This is a genomic window from Nocardiopsis trehalosi NBRC 14201 (genome assembly GCF_001552555.1).
GTDB lineage: Bacteria > Actinomycetota > Actinomycetes > Streptosporangiales > Streptosporangiaceae > Nocardiopsis_B > Nocardiopsis_B trehalosi.
This window is the reverse complement of record NZ_BCRK01000002.1, coordinates 1-20,731: the sequence shown is the minus strand read 5'-3', so window position 1 is coordinate 20,731 and position 20,731 is coordinate 1. Positions and strand designations below refer to the sequence as shown.

The following is a 20,731-nucleotide window of genomic DNA, read 5'->3' as shown; positions in this document are numbered from 1 at the left end:
GGCGGGGCGGGCGCGGCCGGGTGGGGCAGGTGCGCCGGACCGTGCGCGCGGCACACACCGGCGCGCCCGGCGGTGGGGGCGCCGGCCGTTGACGCGGCGGGCACCGGGGGCTCCGGGCGGCGCGGGGGCGCGGCCCGACCGGACATCCTGCCGCGCGCGCGGCGCGGCGGGGATGCGGTTTCCCGCCAGAGTCGCGCGGTGGTCTTTGTCCCCCCCGTGGAGTGACGGGTGGACTGCGTTGTGTGAGGGTTGTCGCGCCCATGGTGATCGTCGAGCCGCGTAGGGATCATGGCGCCGCATAAGGGGTGACGGTCGGTCCGGCCCGCGGCGGCCGACCGAGAGAAAGGATCGGGCCCGCGCGCGGACCGCGGTGGACGCGTCGCGGGCGGGCTCCGGCGGCACCGCCGGAGGGGACGCGGCGAGGCGTCCGGGAGGGACGCGATGACGGGAGACGGCGGCATGGGGTGGGCGAGTTCCGATCCGTTCGGGTGGCTGGACGACGCGGCGCGGGAGCGGGCCGCCGCCGGGCTGACCCGGGTGCTGCGCCCGCGGCCCCCCGAGGACGGCGTGCTCGACCTGGCCGGCAACGACTACCTGGGGCTGAGCCGCCACCCCGAGGTCACCGCGGCGGCCTCCGCCGCCGCCGCGCGCTGGGGGGCGGGTGCCACCGGTTCGCGCCTGGTCACCGGCGACACCGCGCTGCACGGGGAGCTGGAGGCCGAGCTCGCCGACTTCTACGGCGCCGAGGCGGCACTGGTGTTCTCGTCCGGCTACACCGCGAACCTCGGCGCGGTGACCGCGCTGTCGGGCTCCGGCGCGCACCTGGTGTGCGACCGGCACAACCACGCCTCGCTGATCGACGCCACCCGGCTGGCGCGCGCGGCGGGCGCGCGGATGACGCTGTTCGACCACGCCGACGCCACGGCCGCCAAGTCCGCGCTGGCGGCGGCCGCCGAGGCGCGGCGGCTGGTGGTGAGCGACGCGGTGTTCTCCGTCGACGGCGACCGCACCGACGTGGCCGGGCTGGCGCGGGTCTGCCGCGAGGACGGCGCCGGGCTGCTGCTCGACGACGCGCACGGCCTGGGGGTGGTCGGCGACGGCGGCCGGGGCTCGCTCACCTCGGCCGGGTTGCGCGGGGCGCCGGGTGTGGTGGCCACGGCCACGCTGTCCAAGGCGCTGGGCGCCCAGGGCGGGGTCGTGCTGGCGTCGCGGCGGGTGGTGCGGCACCTGGTCGAGACCGCGCGCAGTTTCATCTTCGACACCGGTCTGGCGCCGGCGGCGGCCGCCGGCGCCCTGGCGGCCCTGCGGGTGCTGCGGGCCGAACCCGAGCGCGCCGAGCGGGTGCGGCGGGCCGCGCGCCGGCTGGCGGCGGGGCTGCGGGCACTGGGGCTGCGGGCGAGCACCCCCGACGCCGCGGTGGTGGCGGTCGCCGCGCCGTCGCCGGGTGAGGCGGTCGCGTGGGTGGGCCGGTGCCGGGCGGCCGGGCTGCGGGTGGCCTGCTTCCGCCCCCCGTCGGTGCCCGACGGCCGGTCGCGGCTCCGGTTGACCGCGCGCGCCGACCTGGACGACACCGCGGTCGCCCGGGTCCTGCACATCGTCGGCGCCACCCGGCCGCGGGCCCTGCGCGCGTGACCGGTTCCGGCCGCCGCGGCGGCACCGGCGGCGTGCGGGCCGCGGTGCGGGCGCGGCGGGCCGGGCTGCGGGTAATCTGCGTGCTGATGGCACGCCGACGGGTGGAGGACCCCGAGACCGAGACGCGGAGCGGCAGCATGCGCCACCTCAGGACGCGCAGGGGCCTGCTGGGCGCCGTCGCGGTCGTCCTCGCCCTCGTCTGCGCCGCGGTCCTCGCCGTGCCCGCCACCCGCGGCGGGGCCCTCGACCTGTGGTGCGAGCTGACGGGGGCGGGCTGCCCGCAGCTCCCCGGCGAGCGCGGCCCGCAACCGGGCGAGTCCGGCTGGCGGCTGCGGATGGCGCCGGTCGACGCCGCCACGTGGGGGCACTACGCGGCCCTGGGCGACTCCTACTCCTCCGGCGACGGCGCCGACGACTACGCGCGCGAGACCGCCGTCGCGGGCGGCTGCTGGCGGTCGGCCAACGCCTACCCCGAACGGGTCGCGGACACCTTCGACTTCGCGGGCGAGCTGGGCTTCTACGCGTGCAGCAGCCAGCGGGGCCACGCGATGCTCGACGAGCTGGGCACCGACGACTCCCAGATCGACCGGATCACCCCGCACACCTCACTGGTGACCATCGGGATCGGCGGCAACGACCTCGGCTTCACGTCGGTGCTGCGCACCTGCATGGTGCGGCTGCCGCTGGTCGACACGACGGCCTGCGTCGACCAGGAGGAGGACATCGACCGGCGGATGCGGCGGTTCGAGGAGACCTTCTCCGAGCTGGTCGCCGAGATCCGCGACCGGGCGCCCGACGCCCGGGTGCTCGTGCTGGGCTACCCGCGACTGTTCCCGGAGGCGCCCGAGGGCATGTACTACACGCTGACCGCCAACGACCAGGAGTGGCTCAACACCACCCTCGACCGGTTCAACGGGCAGGTGCGCGACGCCGCCGAGGAGATCGACGCGCAGATCACCGACGCCGGGCAGGTCGGCAGCGTGGAGTACGTCGACGTGTTCACCGCGCTCAAGGGCCACGAGCTGGGCAGCGAGGAGCCGTGGCTGAACGGCATCCTGCTGCGCGACCTCACCGAGGGCGTCACCGTCGACCGGAGCACCTTCCACCCCACCGCCGACGGCCAGAACGCGCTCGCCGGGCGCGTGGGGACCCGGATCGAGGAGGGCCCGGGCCGCGAGCTGTACGCGTCGCGCGCGACGGTGGCCAACGCGAGCCCCGACGTGCTGGCCGCCGAGACCGACTGACCCGCGCCGGCCGGGCGCGGCGGAGGGGCGGGCCCCTCCGCCGCGCGGGGTCAGGCGCGGGCGGCGCGCAGGTCGGTGAGGACCGCGTCGAGCTGGTCCAGGCCCCAGCCGAGGTCGTCCTCGCTGATGGACAGGGGCGGCGACAGCCGGATGGTCGAACCGTGGGTGTCCTTCACCAGCACGCCGCGTGCGAGGAGGCGCTCGCACAGCTCGCGCCCGCCGGCCAGGGCGGGGTCGACGTCGATGCCCGCCCACAGGCCGATGGAGCGGGTGGCCACGACCCCGTCGCCGACGAGGCCCTTGAGGCGGGCGCGCAGCACCTCGCCGAGGCGGCGGGCGTTCTCCAGGTAGGGGCCGTCGGCGAGCATGCCCACGACGGTGCGGCCCATGGCGCAGGCCAGCGGGTTGCCGCCGAAGGTGCTGCCGTGCTGGCCGGGGCGGATGACGCCGAGCACGTCGGTGTCGGCGACCACCGCCGACACCGGCAGGATGCCGCCGCCCAGGGCCTTGCCGAACAGGTAGACGTCGGCGGTGACACCGGTGTGCTCGCAGGCGCGGACGGTGCCGGTGCGGCCGAGGCCGGACTGGACCTCGTCGGCGATGAGCAGGACGCGTTCGCGGTCGCACAGCTCGCGCACGCGCGGCAGGTAGTCGGGCGGCGGCACGATGACGCCGGCCTCGCCCTGGACGGGCTCGATGAGGACGGCGGCCGTGGTGGCGTCGATGGCGGCGGCGATGGCGGCGGCGTCGCCGTAGGGCACGACGCGGAAGCCGGGGGTGTAGGGGCCGAAGCCGCCGTAGGCCTCGGGGTCCTCGGAGAAGGAGATGATGGTGGTGGTGCGGCCGTGGAAGTTGCCGCCCGCGACGATGATCGTGGCCTCGCCGTCGGGCACGCCCTTGACGTCGTAGGCCCACCGGCGGGCGAGCTTGATACCGGTCTCGACCGCCTCGGCGCCGGTGTTCATGGGCAGCACCCGGTCCTTGCCGACCAGGCCGGACAGGGCGCTGACGAACGGGGCGAACTGGTCGTTGTAGAACGCGCGGCTGGTGAGGGTGACGCGGTCGAGCTGCCGGTGGGCCGCCGCGAGCAGTTCGGGGTTGCGGTGGCCGAAGTTCATCGCGGAGTAGCCGGCGAGGCAGTCGAGGAGGCGGCGCCCCTCGACGTCGGTGACCCACGCGCCCTCGCCTTCGGCGATCACGACGGGCAGCGGGTTGTAGTTGTGGGCGGAGTGGGTCTCGGCCAGGCCGATGTGGTCGGTGGTCGAGATGGCCGGACCGGCGGGGTCGCCGCCGGAGTCCCGTCGTCCCAGAGGGCGGGTGTCGCTCATCCAGGTTCCCTTCGATCGCCGTTGATCGTGGTGTCGATCACGTGGATACCCGCTCGGTGATCCTGCGAAGCGCCCGCGCGGGCGGCCTCCAGCAGGAGAACAGAAGGCACCGCGCGAATCAAGGGGGGCCGGGCGCCCCGGGGGCCGCGCCGGTCGGCCGCTCCCGGCGGGCGGCGGGCGGCGGCTCCGCGCTCCGCCGCGCGTCTCCGGGCCCCGGCGCGGACCGCCAAGGCACCCCCCGCCCTGCTGTGACGTGCTCCATAGCCTCAGGATCGGACCTCATGACCCTCGGCGGGTACACCGGAGGACTGGGGGAGCCATGACCGACACGACCTCGCGCACCGACCGCACCGGCGGCACCGGCCACGCCGACAGCGCAGGCGGCGGCGACCGCCCGGAGGCGGGCCCGCTGGCGCTGGCGCGGCTGCTGGCGGCGGTGGCCGCCGCCGTCCCGGACCGCGACGCGGTCCTCGCGGGCGGGCGGCGGCTCGACTACGCCGCGCTCGACGCGCGGGCGACCCGCGTCGCCCGGCACCTCGCCGCGTCGGGCGTGCGGCCCGGCGAGCACGTCGCCGTGCTCGCGTTCAACCGCGCCGAATGGCTGGAGACCGCGTTCGGGGCGCTGCGCGCCGGCGCCGTCCCGGTCAACGTGAACTACCGCTACGTCGCGGGCGAGCTGCGGCACGTCCTCGCCGACTCCGACGCGGTGGCGCTCGTATGCGAGCGCTCGCTGGCCGGCCCGATCGCCGGGCTGCTGCCCGGCCTGCCCCGGCTGCGGCACGTGCTGCTCCTCGACGACGGCTCCGGCCCGGCGCCGGTGGCGGGCGCCGACTACGAGGCCGCGCTCGCCGCGGCGCCGCCGGTCGAGCTGCCGCCGACCTCCGGGGACGACCGCTACCTGCTCTACACCGGCGGCACCACGGGGGTGCCCAAGGGGGTGATGTGGCGGCAGGCCGACGTGTTCCACGCGGCCCTGGAGCGCCGCGGCCCCGGGGCGCCGCGCGCCGCGTCGCCCGAGGAGGTCGGGGCGCGGGCGCGGGAGACCCGCCCCACCCGGATGCTGGTGCTGGGCCCGCTCATGCACGCGGCCGGGCAGTGGAACGCGCTGAGCGTGCTGCTGTCGGGCGGCACGGTCGTCCTCAACACCGACCGGACCTTCGACGCCGCGCGCGTGGTGGACCTGGCCGACCGCACCGGGGCCGACCAGCTCCAGCTCGTCGGCGACGCCATGGCCCGGCCGCTCGCGCGGCACCTGCTCACCGCCCCCGACCGGTGCCCGCGGCTGTCCCGGGTCACCTCGGGCGGCACCCCGCTGACCCCGGCCGTGCGCGAGCTGTGGCGGGCGTGGCGCGGCGGCGTCGCGGTCCACGACAGCTACGGCGGAACGGAGACCGGGGTGTGCGGGGCGGCCGACGGCGGCGGCGCCGAGCCCCGGTTCACCATGGGGCACAGCGTCGCGGTCCTCGACGAGCGGCTGCGCCCGCTGCCGGCGGGCACGGGGCGCATCGGCCGCATCGCCCGCACGGGGCGGATTCCCCTCGGCTACTACAACGATCCGGTGAAGACGGCCGCCACGTTCCCCACGGGGCCCGACGGGCGGCGCTGGGTGATGGCCGGCGACTACGGGACGGTCGCCGCCGACGGGACGATCGTGCTGCTCGGCCGGGGTGCGGCGGTGATCAACACCGGCGGGGAGAAGGTGTACGCCGAGGAGGTCGAGTCGGTGCTCAAGGCCCACCCGGGCGTGGACGACGCCATCGTGGTGGCGGCGCCGGACGAGCGGCTGGGCCAGCGGGTCGCGGCGGTGGTGGCGCTCGCCCCGGGGCGGCGGCCGGGCGACGAGGCGCTGCGGGCGTTCTGCCGCACCCGGTTGGCGGGGTTCAAGGTGCCGCGATCGGTCCACGTCGTGGCGGAGGTGCGGCGCACGGCCGTCGGCAAGCAGGACTACCGGTGGGCCGCCGGGGTGGCGCGCGGCGGGGCCGCGCGGGGCTGACCGGCGCCGCGCGGGGCGACCGGGAAGGGGGGCGGCCGCCCGTGCCCATGGGCGGCCCCGGACGCTAAGGTCGGGGACCATGGCCTCCCACGTCCTCGCCGACCGCTATCGGCTCCTCGAACCGATAGGCCAGGGCGGCATGGGCACGGTGTGGCGGGCCGAGGACGAGCTGCTGCACCGCCGGGTGGCGATCAAGGAGGTGCGGGTCGCCCGCGGCCTCGACCCGGCCACGCGCGAGGAGCTGCTGGCGCGGACCATGCGCGAGGCCCGCATCTGCGCGGGGCTGAGCGGCCACCCCTCGATCGTGACCGTCCACGACGTGCTGCGCGAGGGCGGTCGGCCGTGGATCGTGATGGAGCTGATGACGGGCCGCCCGCTGGACCGGGTGGTGGCCGAGGACGGCCCGCTGTCGCCGCGGCGGACGGCCGAGATCGGCCGGCAGCTCTTCGACGCGCTGCGCACCGCGCACCGCGCGGGGGTGCTGCACCGCGACGTGAAGCCGGGCAACGTCATGCTGCTGCCGGACGGGCGCGCGGTGCTGTCGGACTTCGGCATCGCGGTGTCCGACAGCGAGGACCGGCTGACCCTGACCGGGCGCCTCCCGGGCTCCCCCGGCTACGTGGCGCCCGAGCGGCTGGCCGAGAACGCCATGACCCCGGCCGCCGACGTGTGGTCGCTCGGCGCCACCCTGTACTACGCGGTCGAGGGGCGGGCCGCCTACGACCGGCCGTCCACAGCGGCCCGGCTGAACGCGGCGATGGCCGAGCTGCCCGACACGCCGCGGCGCGCGGGCCCGCTGCGACCGGTGCTCAACGGCATGCTGCAGCGCGACCCCGACCACCGGCTGGGCGGGTCGGCGCTGGACGCCGCCCTGGCACGGGTGGTCGACGGCACCTCCGCCGACGACGCCACGCCCACCCGGCTGGACGTCTCCGGCGGCCTGCCGGTGCACGCCGCGGCCTCCGGCCCGGCGGCCCCCGCTCCGGCCTCCCCGGCCACCGCGCCCGCGGCGGGCGGGCTGGGCCGGCGCGGCTGGGTCCGGCTGCTGGTGTCGCTGGTGGCGGGGCTCATCACGCTGATCCTGGCCCCGCTGCTGGTGGAGTACCTGTCGAGCGTGCTGATCCCCGACGAGCCGGAGCCCGAGCCCTCCGCGCAGAGCACCGAGGCCGACAGCGCCAACGCGGTCCGGCCCCCGGTCCCCGACGGCTACGCGGAGCGCGCCGGCGCCGGGTTCCGCCTGGCGCTGCCCGAGGACTGGACGCACGACGACGCCGACGGCGTCCTCACCGCCGCGGCCCCCGACGGCGCCGCGACCGTCCGCCTGGAACCGGTCGACCTGGCCGACCGGTCCCCGCTGGAGCACCTGGAGGCGGCGGCGGACGCGCGCACCGGCGCGCCGGGGTTCCGCACCATCACCCTGGAGGAGGACGACTCCCCCGGCGGCGCGGCCGCGCGCTGGACGTACGAGTCGACCGAGGACGGCCGGGCCGCGGTGTCGACGGCGGTGCTGGTGCGCGCGGCGGACGGCCGCGCGGCGATGGCGCTGTTCAGCGCGCCCGCCGACCGCTGGGAGGCCACCGCCGACCAGCGCGCCGCCGTCCTGGAGACGCTGCGCCCGGCCTGACCGGGCGGACGCGGACCCCCCGGAGGCCCTCCCCCCCGTTGCGCCGCCCCGAGGGCGGTGCGGGACACGCGGTGTGAGACATTGTGGGCGCGAACCAAGGCGCGGGGTGCCGGAGGGCCAGACCTCTCCGGCTGAGAACACACCCGTCGAACCTGATCTAGCTCGTACTAGCGAAGGAACGCCCGTGAGCGGACCCAACATCCTGTCCATCGCCGGCAGCGACCCCAGCGGGGGTGCCGGCGTCCAGGCCGACCTGAAGGCGTTCTCCGCCCTCGGCGGGTACGGCATGACGGTGATCACGGCGCTCACCGCCCAGTCGACCCGCGGGGTGACCGGGGTGCTGGAGGTGCCGGCGGACTTCGTCGCCCACCAGCTCGACACCCTGCTGGCGGACGCCCGGGTGGACGCCGTGAAGATCGGCATGCTCGCCACGGCCGACGTGGTGGCCGCCGTGGTCAAGGCGCTCGACACCTACCGGCCGCCGCACGTCGTGCTCGACCCCGTCATGGTCGCCAAGAGCGGCGACCGCCTGCTGGCGGCGGAGGCGGTCGAGGCGGTGCGCGCCGAACTGCTGCCGCGCGCCGACCTGGTCACCCCCAACCTGCCCGAGGCCGCCGACCTGCTCGGCACGGCCGAGGCGGACGGCCTCGACGCCATGCGCCGCCAGGCCGACCGGCTGCTGGAGCTGGGCGCCCGCCGGGTGCTGCTGAAGGGCGGCCACCTGGGCGGCCCGCGCAGCACCGACCTGCTCGTCGGGCGCGACGGCACCGCCGAGCTGTTCTCCGCCGAGCGCGTGGCGACGCGGAACACGCACGGCACGGGGTGCACGCTGTCGTCGGCCATCGCCGCCCTGCGCCCCCGGCGCGACGGCTTCCCCGCGGCGGTCCGCGACGCCAAGGCCTACCTCACCGAGGCGCTGCGCCACGCCGACCTCCTCGACGCGGGCACCGGCAAGGGCCCGGTCCACCACTTCCACGCCTGGTGGGCGGCGGCCTGAACGCGCGGCGGGGCGCCCCGCCGGCTGGCGGGGCACCCCGTCGCGGGCGGGCGGGTCAGTCGCGGACGTCGCTGATGACCGCGCTCTCGGGGTTCTTCCAGTCGGGGTTGGCGAAGTACTTCTTGGTCTCCGCCACCACGATCGGCGACAGCAGCAGCAGGCCGACGAGGTTGGGCAGCGCCATGAGGCCGTTGGCGATGTCGCTGAAGCCCCAGGCGATGGTCAGCTCGGTGGTGGCGCCGACGTAGACGACCGCCACGAAGACCAGGCGGTAGGGCACCACCGCGCGGCGGCCGATGAGGAAGTCCATGCAGCGCTCGCCGTAGTAGCACCAGCCGACGAGGGTGGTGAAGGCGAAGAAGATGAGGCTGATGGCGACCACGTAGGAGCCGACCGGGGCGAGCCCCGACGACACGTTGCCGAACGCCTCCCGCATCGCCCACGAGGTCATCAGCGCACCGTCGCCGCTGTTGGCGTCGGCGCTCCACGCGCCGGTGACGATGATGACCATGCCGGTCATGGTGACGACGATGATGGTGTCGATGAAGGTCTGCGTCATGGACACCATGGCCTGGCGGACCGGCTGGGCGGTCTTGGCGGCGGCCGCGGCGATGCCGCCGGTGCCCAGGCCGGACTCGTTGGAGAACATGCCGCGCGCCATGCCCTGCTGGACGGCGATGATGAACGCCGACCCGGCGAAGCCGCCGACCGCGGCGGTGCCGGTGAACGCGTCGGTGAAGACGAGGGCGATGGCCGAGGGGAGCGCGCCGACGTTGACGATCAGCACGAACAGGGCGGCGACCACGTAGAGCACGATCATCAGGGGCACGACGCCGGAGGCGAACCGGCCGATGCTCTTGATGCCGCCGAGGACGACCGCGGCGACGATGACCACGAGGACGATGCCGGTGATCCAGGTGGGGACGTTCCACACCTCGTCGATCTGCCCGGCGACCGCGTTGGCCTGGGTCATGTTGCCGATGCCGAACGAGGCCACCGCGCCGAAGAGGGCGAACAGCAGGCCGAGGGTCTTGCCCAGCCCGCCGCCGAGGCCGCGGCTGAGGTAGAACATCGGGCCGCCGCTCATCTCGCCCGCGTTGTCGGGGCGGCGGTACTTCACGCCGAGCAGGGCCTCGCTGTACTTGGTCGCCATGCCCAGGACGCCGGTGACCCACATCCAGAACAGCGCGCCGGGGCCGCCGACGCCGATGGCCAGCGCGACGCCGGAGATGTTGCCGACGCCGACGGTGGCGGCCAGCGCCGTGCTCAGCGCCTGGTAGTGCGACACGTCGCCGTCGACGCCCTTGCCCTCCTTGTCGCCCTCGGTGCGGCGCACGAGGGCCAGCCACAGCGCGTGGCCGAGGACGCGGAACTGGAGGCCGCGCAGCCGGATGGTCAGGTAGACGCCGGTGATCAGCAGCAAGGGGATGAGGACGAACGGACCCCAGACGATGCCTGATATCCGGTCGAGTAGTGCTTGGAGCGCATCCATGGTGGTACTCCCTGAGATGTCCGGGGTGGGGGGACGGGCGGCCGCCGCCGCCCGTGCGCGGTGCTCCGGAGGGTGGCGGCGGCGCTCGGGCGCGGGGCGTGCCGCACACGGAAAGGCTCACAGCGATTCGTCACATACGCGTCACGTTTGCTCCACACGCTGGTTGCGCCGCCGCCGTGCGGCGGCCGGATGACCAGCGTGTTTCAGGCGCCGTCGCCGGTCGCCTGGGCGCGGGAGAGGCGGCCGATCAGCTCGGCGGCCTCGACCGGGTCGGCGCCGCGGCCGACCGCGATGCCCACGAGGTAGGTGGTGAGGGGGGCGGCGGGCCGCGCCACGGAGTGGGCGGCGTCCTTGGCGAGGTCGAGGATGCGGTCGACGTCGGCCTTGACGATCTCCTCGGGGAGTTCGAGTTCCGCGCAGACGTGCTGCGCCCATTCGACCAGGGTCATCGTCGGCTCCTGACGGGTCGCGGGTGGCGGGTGGGACGACAGTTGGCGATCCTACGGCCAATCCCCGCGCCGGGGGCGGACGCCGCCGGAGCGCCCGTCGCGTCCCGGGCGGGGAACCGTCGCCCCGGCGCCCACCGCAGGTACGGGCGCATTCACGCGCCGTGCCTAGCCTGCGGCCAGGAGTGCCCCCGGCGTTGGGAGAGCGTCATGCCCCCGGTCCCCCCGTCCTCCGTCCCCGGCCCGGACGCCCCGCTGCGCGTGGCGATCGTGGCCGAGTCGTTCCTGCCGCAGGTCAACGGCGTCACGAACTCGGTGTGCCGGATCGCCGAGCACCTGGCCGAGCGCGGCCACCGCGCCATGATCCTGGCCCCCGGCGCGGGGCCCGCGTCGTTCGCCGGGTTCCCGGTGGTGCGGGTGCCCAGCGTGCCGCTGCCCGGCTACCGGTCGTTCGCGCTGGGCCTGCCCGCGCGCCGGCTGGTGGCCGCCGCGCTGCGCGGCTTCGCCCCCGATGTCGTGCACCTGGCGTCGCCCGCGCTGCTGGGGTCCACGGCGGTGGAGGCCGCGCGCCGGTGGGCGCTGCCCACGGTCGCGGTGTTCCAGACCGACCTGCCGGGGGTCGCGGCGCGCAACCGGGTCCCGGCGCCCGAGGTGCTGTGGCCGCTGCTACGCCGACTGCACGCCGCCGTGGACCGGACGCTGGTGCCGTCGTCGGCGACGCTGCGCCAGCTCGCCGACCGCGACTTCCCCCGGCTGGCGGTGTGGCAGCGCGGGGTGGACACCGTCCGCTTCGCCCCGGAGCACCGCGACGCGGAGCTGCGCCGCGGGCTGGCGCCCGGCGGCGAGGTGCTGGTCGGGTTCGTGGGCCGCCTGGCCCGGGACAAGCGGGTCGACCTGCTCGCGCACGTGGCGCGGCTGCGCGGGGTGCGGCTGGTGGTGGTGGGCGACGGCCCGGACCGGGCACGGCTGCGGCGGCGGCTGCCCGGCGCGGTGTTCACCGGGCAGCGGACCGGGTCGGAGCTGTCGCGGCTGCACGCCTCGCTGGACGTGTTCGTGCACACCGGCGCTGACGAGACGTTCTGCCAGGCGGTGCAGGAGGCGCTGGCGTCGGGCGTGCCGGTGGTGGCGCCCGCGGCGGGCGGCCCGCTGGACCTGGTCATCCCCGAGCACAACGGCCTGCTGTACGCGCCGGACTCGGTGCGCGAGCTGCGGGTGGCGGTGGGCCGGCTCGTCCACAACGCCCCGCTGCGGCAGGCCATGGCCGAGCGGGCGCGGGCGACGGTGCGGGGGCGCACCTGGGACGTCATCGGTGACGAGCTGATCGGGCACTACCGCGCCGTGGTGGCGCCGGGCGGGGTGCCCGCCGCGGCGGCGGTGCCCGGGGCGCGGACGGCCGCGGCGGCGGTCGGGCGGCGCTGACGGCGGGGCCGGCGCCCGACCCGGGTGGGCGGCGCCGGGCGCGTCCCGCTACTGTTGCCCGCGGCGCGGGAGCGGGGCCGGCCCTTCCGCGATGACCGGCCCCGCTGCCGCCGCCCGCGGCGGACCGCCCCCCGGTCGGCCCTACCGCGGACGGGTCTCAGACGCCCGACCCCGCGGGCACGCGCGGCGCGGTGCCCAGCACGCCCAGGATCTCGGTCAGGCGGTCGAGGTGGGCGCGGATCCACGGCAGCGCCACCGGGTCGTCGGCGGCCAGGGCCGCGAACCGCTGGGCCTCGGTGTCGCCGTAGAGCAGGCTGGTGGCCACCCGCATGCGCAGCGCGCGCGGGTCGTCGCCGAACTCCGACCCGGCCAGCACGCCCATGCCGTGGTCGCGCAGCAGCAGCCCCGCCAGGTCGGCGCCGGTGGCGACGCCGTGGTCGGCGGCCAGCCGGTCGCGCGCCGCGCCGAAGTCGGGGTAGAGGTAGAACGCCGCCGCGGGCGGGGGCACCTCGGCCCCGGCGGCGGTGAACCGGTCGGCCGCCGCGCGGGCGACGATGCCGTGCAGCCGCCGGCTGCGCGCGACGTGGTCGGCGAGTTCGGCGGGTTCGCCGAACGCCATGGCCGCGGCCTGCTGCACCGGGGCGGCCGGGCTGGACCAGATCTCGCTGGCGACGCCGAGCAGTCCGGCGCGGATGCGATGCCCGAGCGGGCTGTCGGGCAGCCGGGTGACCCCGAGCCGCCAGCCGCCGAGGGCCAGGCTCTTGCTGAGGCCGGTGGTGACCACGGTGCGCTCGGGCGCGAACTCGGCGGGGCTGTGCACGGCGGTGCCGGGGTCGTGGACCAGGTCGCGGTAGATCTCGTCGGAGATGATCACCAGGTCCAGGTCGCGGGCCACCTCGGCCAGGCGGCGCACGGTGCCGACGCCGGCCACGGTGCCGGTGGGGTTGTCGGGCAGGGTGGCGATGACGGTGCGCACGTCGCGGCCCGCCGCGCGGGCCCGGGTGACGGCGGCGGCCAGCAGGTCGGGGCGCGGGACGCCGCCCTCGCCCGGGGCGGTGGGGACCGGGATCGGCCGGTGCCCGGCGAGGCGGGTCTGCGCCGCGTAGCTGACCCAGCTCGGGGCGGCCATGGCGGTGTCGCCGCCGATGCACAGCAGCAGCGCGTAGAGCAGCGGCTTGCTGCCCGGCCCGGCGACGACCAGGCCGGGGTCGGTGGGCAGGCCGCGGCGCTCCCAGTACCCGGCGGCGGCGGCGCGGAGTTCGGGCCCGCCGGCGACGGGGCCGTAGGCGTTGCGGTCGCCGCCGGCCGCCAGGGCGTCGCGCAGGACCGGGTGGACGGGCAGACCCGCCTCGCCGAATCCGAGTGGCAGGACGCGCACCCCCCGCCGCCTCTGGTCGTCGAGGGCCTCATTGACGGCGAGGGTGGCGGAAACGGTGACAGACATGGGCGCATCAACTCCGTGCGCGTAGGACGACGCAAACGCAGGCCGGGACCTGTCTCCCGGAGGTCGCACCCCTCACACTGCCCACAATGCGCCATAAGTACAAGCGCGTCTTATCGATGGGTACCGTAAGGTCGACTTATGCTCGACCTTCGCCGACTGCAGATCCTCACCGAGTTCGCGGCGCGCGGGACCATCGCGGCCACCGCGCAGGCCCTCGGCTACACGCCCTCCGCGGTCTCCCAGCAGTTGTCGGCGCTGGAGCGCCAGGCGGGGGCGGCGCTGCTCGACCGCACCGCGCGCAGTGCCGAGCTGACCGACAGCGGGCGGCTGCTCGCCGCGCACGCCGAGCAGATCCTGGCCATGGTGGAGGCCGCCGAGGCGGTGCTCGCCGCGCAGACCGGTGTCGCGCTGGGCCGGGTGACGGTGACCGCCTTCCCCACGGCCGCCGTCGCGTTCGCCCCGCTGCTGGCCGAGAGCCTGCGTCGGCACGAGGCCATGCAGCTGGTCCTGCGCCAGGCCGCCGAGAACACCGGGGTGCGCCAGGTGAGCGCCGCCGAGGTCGACGTGGCCCTGGTGGACGACTGGTCCGGCCGCCGCCCCGACCACGCCGGCGGGCGGCTGCGCCACGTCCACCTGCTGCACGACCCGATGGTGCTGGCGGTGCCCGCCGGGCACCGGCTGGCCGACCCCGACCGGCCGGTGGAGCTGCGCGGCCTCGTGGACGAGGCGTGGATCGCGGCGCCCCAGGGCGAGCCGTCGCGCGCGGCCACCGACCGGCTGCTCGCCGATGTGGGCGGGGCCCCGGCGGCGGCCTGGGAGTTCGAGGGGCTGGGCACCATCCTGAGCCTGGTGGCGCGCGGGATCGGCATCGCGGCGGTGCCCGCCCTGGCGCTCATCGGGGGCGCCCCCGGCCTGACGTTCCGGCGGCTGCCGGAGACGGCGCCGGCACGCGAGGTCTACGCGGTGGTGCGGTCCGCGAGCGTCCGCCGGCCCGCGGTCAGCGCCACGCTGCGCGCCCTGGAGGGCGCGGCGGCCGAGGTGCGCGGCCGACTGGGCGAGGTGCTGGACTGACCGGCGCCGCCCTACCCCGGACCGGGGTCGAGGGGGCCGGTCCGGCGCCGGAGGCGCTCGGCGCGGCGCCGCAGCCGGCGGGCGACGTGCCGGCACCGGTCGCGGTCCTGGCGCGCGTTCCACAGCCCGGTGAACGCCTCCAGCCGCTCCCGGCGCAGTTCCTCGAGTTCGACTTCGAGGCGGCGGACCCGCACGTCCAGTTCACCGTGCGCCCGCCGGTGCCGGTCGAGCGCGGTGTCGTGCCGGTCCGCCTCCTCTTCGAGCCGCCGCAGCCGGGCGGCGACGCCGCCGAGGCGCGCCGCCGCGTTCGTCCGCTCTGTCCCTACGAACCACACACGGGGCGTCTATCCGCCTATGCACCATGGTCACCGAACGCGCCGTAAAGAACACTAAAAGCGACTATTCTGCCTGGCGTGGCGCGCCCCTCACGCTGCCATGGCGGTGCCGCTGCGCGTGCGCGGCGGGCGGCCGCGCACCAGGCCGGCCACCGGCAGGGGGCGGACCTCGGCGTAGATCCGCTCGAAGCGGTCCAGGGAGCGCCCGAGGTCGTGGGTGAGCGCGATGCGCCGGCTGGCCTCGCCCATGGCCGCCCGCGCCGGTCCGGCCCCGAGCACCGCGAGCAGCCGCTCGGCGAGGACGTCCACGTCGCCGGGCGGGTACAGGTAGCCGTTGCCGCCCTGCTCGACCAGGTGCGGCAGCGCCATGGCGTCGGCGGCCACGACCGGCAGCCCGCTGGACATCGCCTCCAGCGTGGCGATGCTCTGCAGCTCGGCGACGCCGCCGATGGCGAACAGGTCGGCCGCGACGTAGGCCAGCGGCAGGTCGGCGTCGGACACGAACCCCAGGAAGTGGACCCGGTCGGCCACCCCGAGGTCGGCGGCGAGGCGGCGCAGCTCCCCCTCGCGCTGACCGGTGCCGACGAGGGCGAGCTGGGCGTCGCGCACCGCCACCACGCGGTGCAGGGCCCGGATCAGCTCGTCGATGCGCTTCTCGGCGTCGAGTCGGCCGACGAACACCATGGTGTCGCGGTCGGGCAGGCCGAAGCGGGCGCGCGCGGCGGCCCGCTCGGCCGGGCGCGGGTGGAAGCGGCGCAGGTCGATGCCGCAGGAGACGGCCTCGACCGGGCGGGTGAAGCCCTTGCCGTTGAGCAGCGCCGCCGCCCGCTCGGTGGGGGTGGTGACGTGGTCGGCGTCGTAGGCCACCCGCACCATGTCGCGCCAGGCCAGGGTGCCGGCCAGGGTGTGCAGCGGGCCGGGGATGTGCGCGTGGGCGAACAGGTTGTCCGGCATGAAGTGGTTGGTCAGCACGACCGGCACGCCCGCCTGCCGGCCGCGTCGGACGGCGGTCCGGCAGACGGTGAAGTGGCTCTGCGCGTGGACGACGTGCGGGGCGAGCCGGTCGATGAGGCGGGCGACGTGGCCGGAGAGCCCGAGGGGGACCGCGGTGCGCATCGTCGGGTGGACGAGGACGGGTGCCGACCGCACCCGGTGCAGCACCACGCCGTCCTCCTCGACGACGTCGGGGGCGCCGGTGGGCGACGCGCAGACGACGTGCACGTCGTGGCCGCGCGCGGCGAGGCCGGTGGCGAGGCGCTGGGTGAAGTAGGCCGCGCCGTTGACGTCCGGCGGGTAGGTGTCGGCGGCGACGAGGACGCGGAGCCGGTCACCGCCTGCGGCCGGTCGGCCGGTGCGGAGGCGGGCTCGCTGGGTCAACGGCGTCATGTCGGTTCTCCTGGTTCGGCGGCGGAGCCGGCGGCTCCGCTCGGGCTTCGGGGTTGCGGTCGCGGGCGCGGGCGAGCACGGCGGTGCCGGCGATGGCGAGGAGCGCGGCGCCCGCGGCCACGACCTGGGCGGCGGGGTCGGCGGGCAGGTCCTCGCCGAGCAGCAGCGCGCCGATCCCCGCCCCGGTGAGCGGGTCGGCGATGAGGAGGGTGGCGTAGGCGGCCGCGAAGTGCCCGGTGCGGTAGGCGTTCTGCTGGAGCAGCCCGCCGAACAGGGCGACCGCGACGGCGAGCACGGTCAGCCAGCTCAGCACCGCGGCGGGGTCGCGGGCCGCCCCTGCGGCGACCACGCGGGCCAGGGCCGAGGTGGTGCCCAGCGCCGCGCCGCCCATGACGGCGAGCAGGACGGCGCGGGGCCCGGCGGGCAACAGCGGGGCGGCGACGTGGGCCGCGGTCCCGGCGGCGGCCACCACCCCGGCCAGCACCAGGGCGGTGCCCAGCGGCAGGTGCGGCGGCACGGAGGTGTGCGGGAAGAGCGAGACCACCCCGAGCAGGCCGACCATGACGGCGGCGCCCGCCGCGACCTGGCCGATCCGGACCCGCCGCCGGGTGAACACGGCCGACAGCACGATGGCGAACAGCAGTCCGGACACGCCGATCGGCTGCACGATGGTGAGCGGGGCGCCGCTGAGGGCGACCAGGTGCAGGGCGACCCCCGCTCCGGCGGCGGCCGTCCCGAGGATCCACCGGGGCCGGCGGGCGAGGTGGAGCAGGAGGCCCGGGCGCGCCACGCTGCCGCCGGGGGCGCGCACGGCGTCGCGCTCCTGCAGCGCCGAGCCGAGGGCCAGGCAGAAGGCCCCGGCCAGCGCGAGCAGCACCGGCCACATCATGGCCGCCACGCCCCGTGGCGCGGGCCGTTCCCTGGTCGCTGCGGCACGGTCACCCCTTCCTGATCCCCGGTCGTGCGCACGTCGCGCCGTCCTCGGGATGAACGCTACGGAGACATCCCGCGGCCGGGCGATACCGTCACCACCCGGCCGGGGGTGGTGCCCGCTCTACTCCGGGCCGGGGTGCGTCCGCACCCCCGGGGGCGGCGCGCCGCCCGTCGCCCCCGTCCGCGGCCACCGGGCGGGCGCCGTGTCCGCCACGTTAGGAGCGGGGGTCCCGCCGCCGCGTCCCCCGCGCGGTGGTCCCGGGGCCTCACCCGGAAGGCCTACCCCGCAGCGGCGCGGACGCACGGTGCCGGCACAGTGCCTGTCCGCTGCCCGCCCGGTGCCCGTCCGATGCCCGCACCGCGCGGGCTCCGGCCGGGCCGCTGAGCAGCGGGCGGGCCGGGTGTCAAGTCGCCCCGCACCGCCCATTCCCGGGAACACGCGTGATCTTGGGCAGAATTGGGATGTTCATCCCCCGAGGAGAACCGGGAGCACCATGGAACTCGACCGCGTCGACGCGGCCCTCGTCCGGGAGCTGCAGGCCGACGGCCGGCTGCCCTTCGAGACGCTGGCCCAGCGGGTCGGGCTGTCGCGCGCGGCCGCCCGGCTCCGGGTGCGGCGGCTCCTGGACACCGGCGCGCTGCGCGTGGTCGGGGTGCTCCACCCGGCGGTGCGCGACATCGGCGCCCTGGCGCACCTGTCGATCGGCGTCGACGGCGCCGCCGCCCCCGTCGCCGCCGCGGTCGCCGAACTGCCCGAGGCCACCCTGGTCAGCCTGACGTCAGGCCGGTTCCCGCTGATCACCGAGGTGCGCGGGCACGACCTCGCGCGGCTGACCGAGGTGGTGGACCGGGTGCGCGGCCTGCCGGGGGTGCGCGAGGTGTCCACCTCGGTCTACACCCGCGTCGTCAAGGACCCGTACCTCGCCGCGACGGCCCCGCCCGAGATCGCGCCCGACGCCGTCGACACCCGGCTGCTGCGCCTGCTGGAGCGCGACGGCCGGCTGTCGTTCGCCGAACTGGCCGGGCACGTCGGCCTGTCGGCCGGCGCGGTGCGCACCCGGGTGATGCGGCTGCTGCGCGGTCGCGCCATCCACGTCACCGCCCTGCTCGACCCGGGTGCCGTGGGCCGCGACCGGCACGGCGGGTTCGCCGCCCGGCTGACCGGGTCCGCCGACGCCGCGGCCGAGATCGCCGCGTGGGACGACGTCCAGTTCCTCACCCGCTGCCTGGGCCGCGCCGACCTGATCGGCACGGTCGCCGCCGGCTCCATCGCCGGGCTGCACGCCGTCTACGAGCGGCTGCGCGCCCTGCCGGGGGTGCGCCTCTCGGAGACGTGGGTGCACCTCGCCCAGGTCAAGGAGCGCTACGGGCCCTGACCGGGCACGCGCCGGGGCGGTGAACTTCCCGGGTCGGGTCCGTGAACTCGGCCTGTTCCGGCCAACCCGGCGCGCGCGGGGGGAGTCCACTGGGGTGTGACCGCCGGCGGCCGCGCGCCCCGGCCCGACCGCGGAGGACCCCATGCGCTTCTACCTCGCGATCAGCTCGGCCGCGCCCGGAGGCCGGGCGCCCGTCCCCGAGCACGTCACGGCGGCGGCGCGCGCCCTGGCCCGGCTGGTCCTGCCGGTGCCCGCCGACACGCTGCGCCACGACGCGTGGTCGGCGCCCGGCGGCGGCACCGCGCTGCTGGCCTGGACCAACGAGCCGGTCCACCCCTGGCTGCCCGCCCCCCTGCTGTCGGCCGCCGACGGCGCCGAGGCGGGCGTGCTGGGCACCACCGGCTACCTCGCCGACCCCGCCGACCTGGACCGCCTCCGCACCGCCGCCGACCCCGGCCCGCTGCTCGACCGCACCTCCGGCGCCTTCGGCCTGTTCCGGGCCGTCGCGTCCGGCTTCGACGCGGTCACCTCCCTGACCCGCACCGACCCCGTGTACACCACCCGCGCGGCCGGGCTGCACATCGCGGGCAACCGGGCCGCGCTCGTCCACCTGACCGCCCGCGCCGCCGAGGAGGGGCCGGGCGCGCCGCTGCCGCCCGCCCCCCGCTACGACATCGCCCCGATGCAGGCGCTGGTCCGGCACGGCTTCTACATCAGCGACGACACGCCGTTCGCCGGGGTGGCGGCGCTGCCGGAACTGGCCACGCTGCGCGTCCGCGAGGGGCGGGCCGAGGTGCTGCGCCGGCCGCTGCCCGAGCCGGAGCCCGACCCGGGCACCCCGCGCGCCCGCCGCGCCCGGCTGCGCCCGCTGGCCGAGGCCCTCACCGCGTCGGTGGTGCCCGTGCGCCGGCACGACGAGGCCATCGCGCTGTCCCTCACCGGCGGCCGCGACAGCCGCCTGGTGGCCGCGGTGCTGCACGCCGCCGGCATCCCGTTCCGGGCCACCACCCGGGGGCTGCCCGACCACCCCGACGTGATCCTGGCCGGCCGGATCTGCGCCGCCCTGGGGGTGGCCGACCACCGGGTGGCCGAACCGGCCCGCGAGGACGCGTCGACGCTGCTCGCCGAGCACCCGCTGCCGCGCACGCTGCGGCTGGTCCGCATGACCGAGGGGATGAACTCGGCGTTCGAGAACGTCATCTCGCCGACGGCGTTCCTGCCCGAGGCGCGGCTGTCCGGGTCGGGCGGGGAGGCGCTGCGCGGCGGCTGGCTCAACGACCAGAAGGACCTCGACCCCGCGTCGCTCGCCGCCCGGCTGCGCACCATCACGCTCGCGCAGTCCGCGCTGATGGCCCCCGAGGCCGCCGCGACCGCCGAGCGGCTGCACGCCGAGCACCTCGACGGCTGCGGCGGCGACCTCGTCCGCGGCCTGGACCGGATGTTCCTGCGCTACCGCAGCGGGCGGTGGCTGCCGGGGTCGCGCACGGCCACCCTCATCGGCTACTTCATGTACCACCCGTTCCTGGACCACCGGGTGCGCTGGGAGGCGATGCGCCTCGACCCGACGTGGCGCTGGTCGGAGGACGTGGTGTTCCGGCTGATCGCCGACCTCGCGCCGCCGCTGGCGCGGCTGCCGGTGGCCGACCGCCCGTGGCGGTTCGACCACCGGCGCATGCTCAACCCGCTGCACCGCCGCGCCCGGACCCGCCGGGGCGTGCTGCGCGCGGCGACGGCGGCGGGCGGGTTCGACTGGCGGCGCCGCCCCGGACCCGAGTACGTGGCGCTGATGCGCGACCGCGTCCTGGCCACCCCGGAGCTGTTCGAGCTGGTCGACCGGCGGCGCGCCGAGGAGCTGCTGTCCGCCGAACCGCTGGTCCGCCCGAGCCAGGTGTGGAACCTGTACACGCTGGCGGTGCTGCTGTCCGGGGAGTGGCTGGCGCCGGCGCCGGCCCCCGCGCCGGAGCGGGTGCGCGTGCCCCTGCCCTGATCCGGCGGGCGGCCCGGAGCCGGG

General features: G+C 77.0%; 16 protein-coding genes and 1 riboswitch. Of the genes, 9 read left to right on the top strand and 7 right to left on the bottom strand.

Features of this window, described 5'->3' with window-relative positions; translation table 11 throughout:
• Window positions 1-441: 441 nt before the first annotated feature.
• Both NT8_RS00700 and NT8_RS00695 read left to right on the top strand, forming a co-directional pair.
• Window positions 442-1,632, top strand: a complete 1,191-nt coding sequence (locus NT8_RS00700) for an aminotransferase class I/II-fold pyridoxal phosphate-dependent enzyme (RefSeq protein WP_217999041.1) — start codon at window positions 442-444, stop codon at window positions 1,630-1,632.
• 86 nt (window positions 1,633-1,718) lie between these two features.
• Window positions 1,719-2,876: an SGNH/GDSL hydrolase family protein gene (locus NT8_RS00695; RefSeq protein ID WP_245645980.1), complete on the top strand. Its 1,158-nt coding sequence runs from the start codon at window positions 1,719-1,721 to the stop codon at window positions 2,874-2,876.
• Between the two features lie 50 nt (window positions 2,877-2,926).
• On the opposite strand, the gene rocD is transcribed toward NT8_RS00695, so the two are convergent.
• Window positions 2,927-4,204 carry an ornithine--oxo-acid transaminase gene (gene rocD, locus NT8_RS00690; protein WP_067962778.1) on the bottom strand — a complete coding sequence of 426 codons (1,278 nt, stop codon included), beginning with the start codon at window positions 4,202-4,204 and terminating at the stop codon, window positions 2,927-2,929.
• 319 nt (window positions 4,205-4,523) lie between these two features.
• Between rocD and NT8_RS00685 the strand changes: the two genes are divergently transcribed.
• From NT8_RS00685 to thiD, 3 genes are all read left to right on the top strand, one after another.
• Window positions 4,524-6,197 carry an AMP-binding protein gene (locus NT8_RS00685; protein ID WP_084468532.1) on the top strand — a complete coding sequence of 558 codons (1,674 nt, stop codon included), beginning with the start codon at window positions 4,524-4,526 and terminating at the stop codon, window positions 6,195-6,197.
• Between the two features lie 79 nt (window positions 6,198-6,276).
• On the top strand, window positions 6,277-7,821 hold the full coding sequence (locus NT8_RS00680; RefSeq protein WP_067962775.1) for a serine/threonine-protein kinase: 1,545 nt from the start codon (window positions 6,277-6,279) through the stop codon (window positions 7,819-7,821).
• A 92-nt stretch (window positions 7,822-7,913) separates the two neighbouring features.
• Window positions 7,914-8,017, top strand: a riboswitch (TPP riboswitch).
• Window positions 8,006-8,818: a bifunctional hydroxymethylpyrimidine kinase/phosphomethylpyrimidine kinase gene (thiD, locus tag NT8_RS00675; protein WP_067962931.1), complete on the top strand. Its 813-nt coding sequence runs from the start codon at window positions 8,006-8,008 to the stop codon at window positions 8,816-8,818. It overlaps the preceding riboswitch by 12 nt.
• A gap of 55 nt (window positions 8,819-8,873) precedes the next feature.
• Here the strand turns inward: thiD and NT8_RS00670 are convergent, their stop codons facing one another.
• Together NT8_RS00670 and NT8_RS00665 are read right to left on the bottom strand one after the other, a co-directional pair.
• Window positions 8,874-10,310 carry an alanine/glycine:cation symporter family protein gene (locus tag NT8_RS00670; RefSeq protein ID WP_067962772.1) on the bottom strand — a complete coding sequence of 479 codons (1,437 nt, stop codon included), beginning with the start codon at window positions 10,308-10,310 and terminating at the stop codon, window positions 8,874-8,876.
• Window positions 10,311-10,513: 203 nt separating this feature from the next.
• On the bottom strand, window positions 10,514-10,759 hold the full coding sequence (locus NT8_RS00665) for a DUF6457 domain-containing protein (protein WP_067962769.1): 246 nt from the start codon (window positions 10,757-10,759) through the stop codon (window positions 10,514-10,516).
• 207 nt (window positions 10,760-10,966) lie between these two features.
• Between NT8_RS00665 and NT8_RS00660 the strand changes: the two genes are divergently transcribed.
• A complete protein-coding gene (locus NT8_RS00660) occupies window positions 10,967-12,175 on the top strand; it encodes a glycosyltransferase family 4 protein (protein ID WP_067962765.1) in 1,209 nt (402 codons plus the stop codon).
• A gap of 157 nt (window positions 12,176-12,332) precedes the next feature.
• Here NT8_RS00660 and NT8_RS00655 read toward each other — a convergent pair whose 3' ends face one another.
• Window positions 12,333-13,619: a pyridoxal phosphate-dependent aminotransferase gene (locus tag NT8_RS00655; RefSeq protein ID WP_067962762.1), complete on the bottom strand. Its 1,287-nt coding sequence runs from the start codon at window positions 13,617-13,619 to the stop codon at window positions 12,333-12,335.
• A 138-nt stretch (window positions 13,620-13,757) separates the two neighbouring features.
• Between NT8_RS00655 and NT8_RS00650 the strand changes: the two genes are divergently transcribed.
• On the top strand, window positions 13,758-14,690 hold the full coding sequence (locus NT8_RS00650; RefSeq protein ID WP_067962759.1) for a LysR family transcriptional regulator: 933 nt from the start codon (window positions 13,758-13,760) through the stop codon (window positions 14,688-14,690).
• 11 nt (window positions 14,691-14,701) lie between these two features.
• Here NT8_RS00650 and NT8_RS00645 read toward each other — a convergent pair whose 3' ends face one another.
• The 3 genes from NT8_RS00645 to NT8_RS00635 all read right to left on the bottom strand — a co-directional run bounded on the left by NT8_RS00645 (window position 14,702) and on the right by NT8_RS00635 (window position 17,300).
• The gene (locus tag NT8_RS00645; protein WP_067962756.1) at window positions 14,702-15,025 is read right to left on the bottom strand and encodes a hypothetical protein; all 324 of its coding nucleotides are present in this window, start codon (window positions 15,023-15,025) and stop codon (window positions 14,702-14,704) included.
• 90 nt (window positions 15,026-15,115) lie between these two features.
• Window positions 15,116-16,411, bottom strand: coding sequence for a glycosyltransferase (locus NT8_RS00640; RefSeq protein ID WP_084468531.1), 1,296 nt, complete (start codon window positions 16,409-16,411; stop codon window positions 15,116-15,118).
• Entirely contained in the window at window positions 16,353-17,300 is a 948-nt protein-coding gene (locus tag NT8_RS00635; protein ID WP_169805177.1) for a DMT family transporter, read from the bottom strand. The genes NT8_RS00640 and NT8_RS00635 overlap by 59 nt, the downstream gene beginning before the upstream one ends.
• Window positions 17,301-17,838: 538 nt before the next feature.
• Here NT8_RS00635 and NT8_RS00630 point away from each other — a divergent pair.
• Window positions 17,839-18,720, top strand: coding sequence for an Lrp/AsnC family transcriptional regulator (locus tag NT8_RS00630; RefSeq protein WP_067962755.1), 882 nt, complete (start codon window positions 17,839-17,841; stop codon window positions 18,718-18,720).
• A 142-nt stretch (window positions 18,721-18,862) separates the two neighbouring features.
• Window positions 18,863-20,707 carry an asparagine synthetase B family protein gene (locus tag NT8_RS00625; protein ID WP_067962751.1) on the top strand — a complete coding sequence of 615 codons (1,845 nt, stop codon included), beginning with the start codon at window positions 18,863-18,865 and terminating at the stop codon, window positions 20,705-20,707.
• Window positions 20,708-20,731 lie beyond the last annotated feature (24 nt).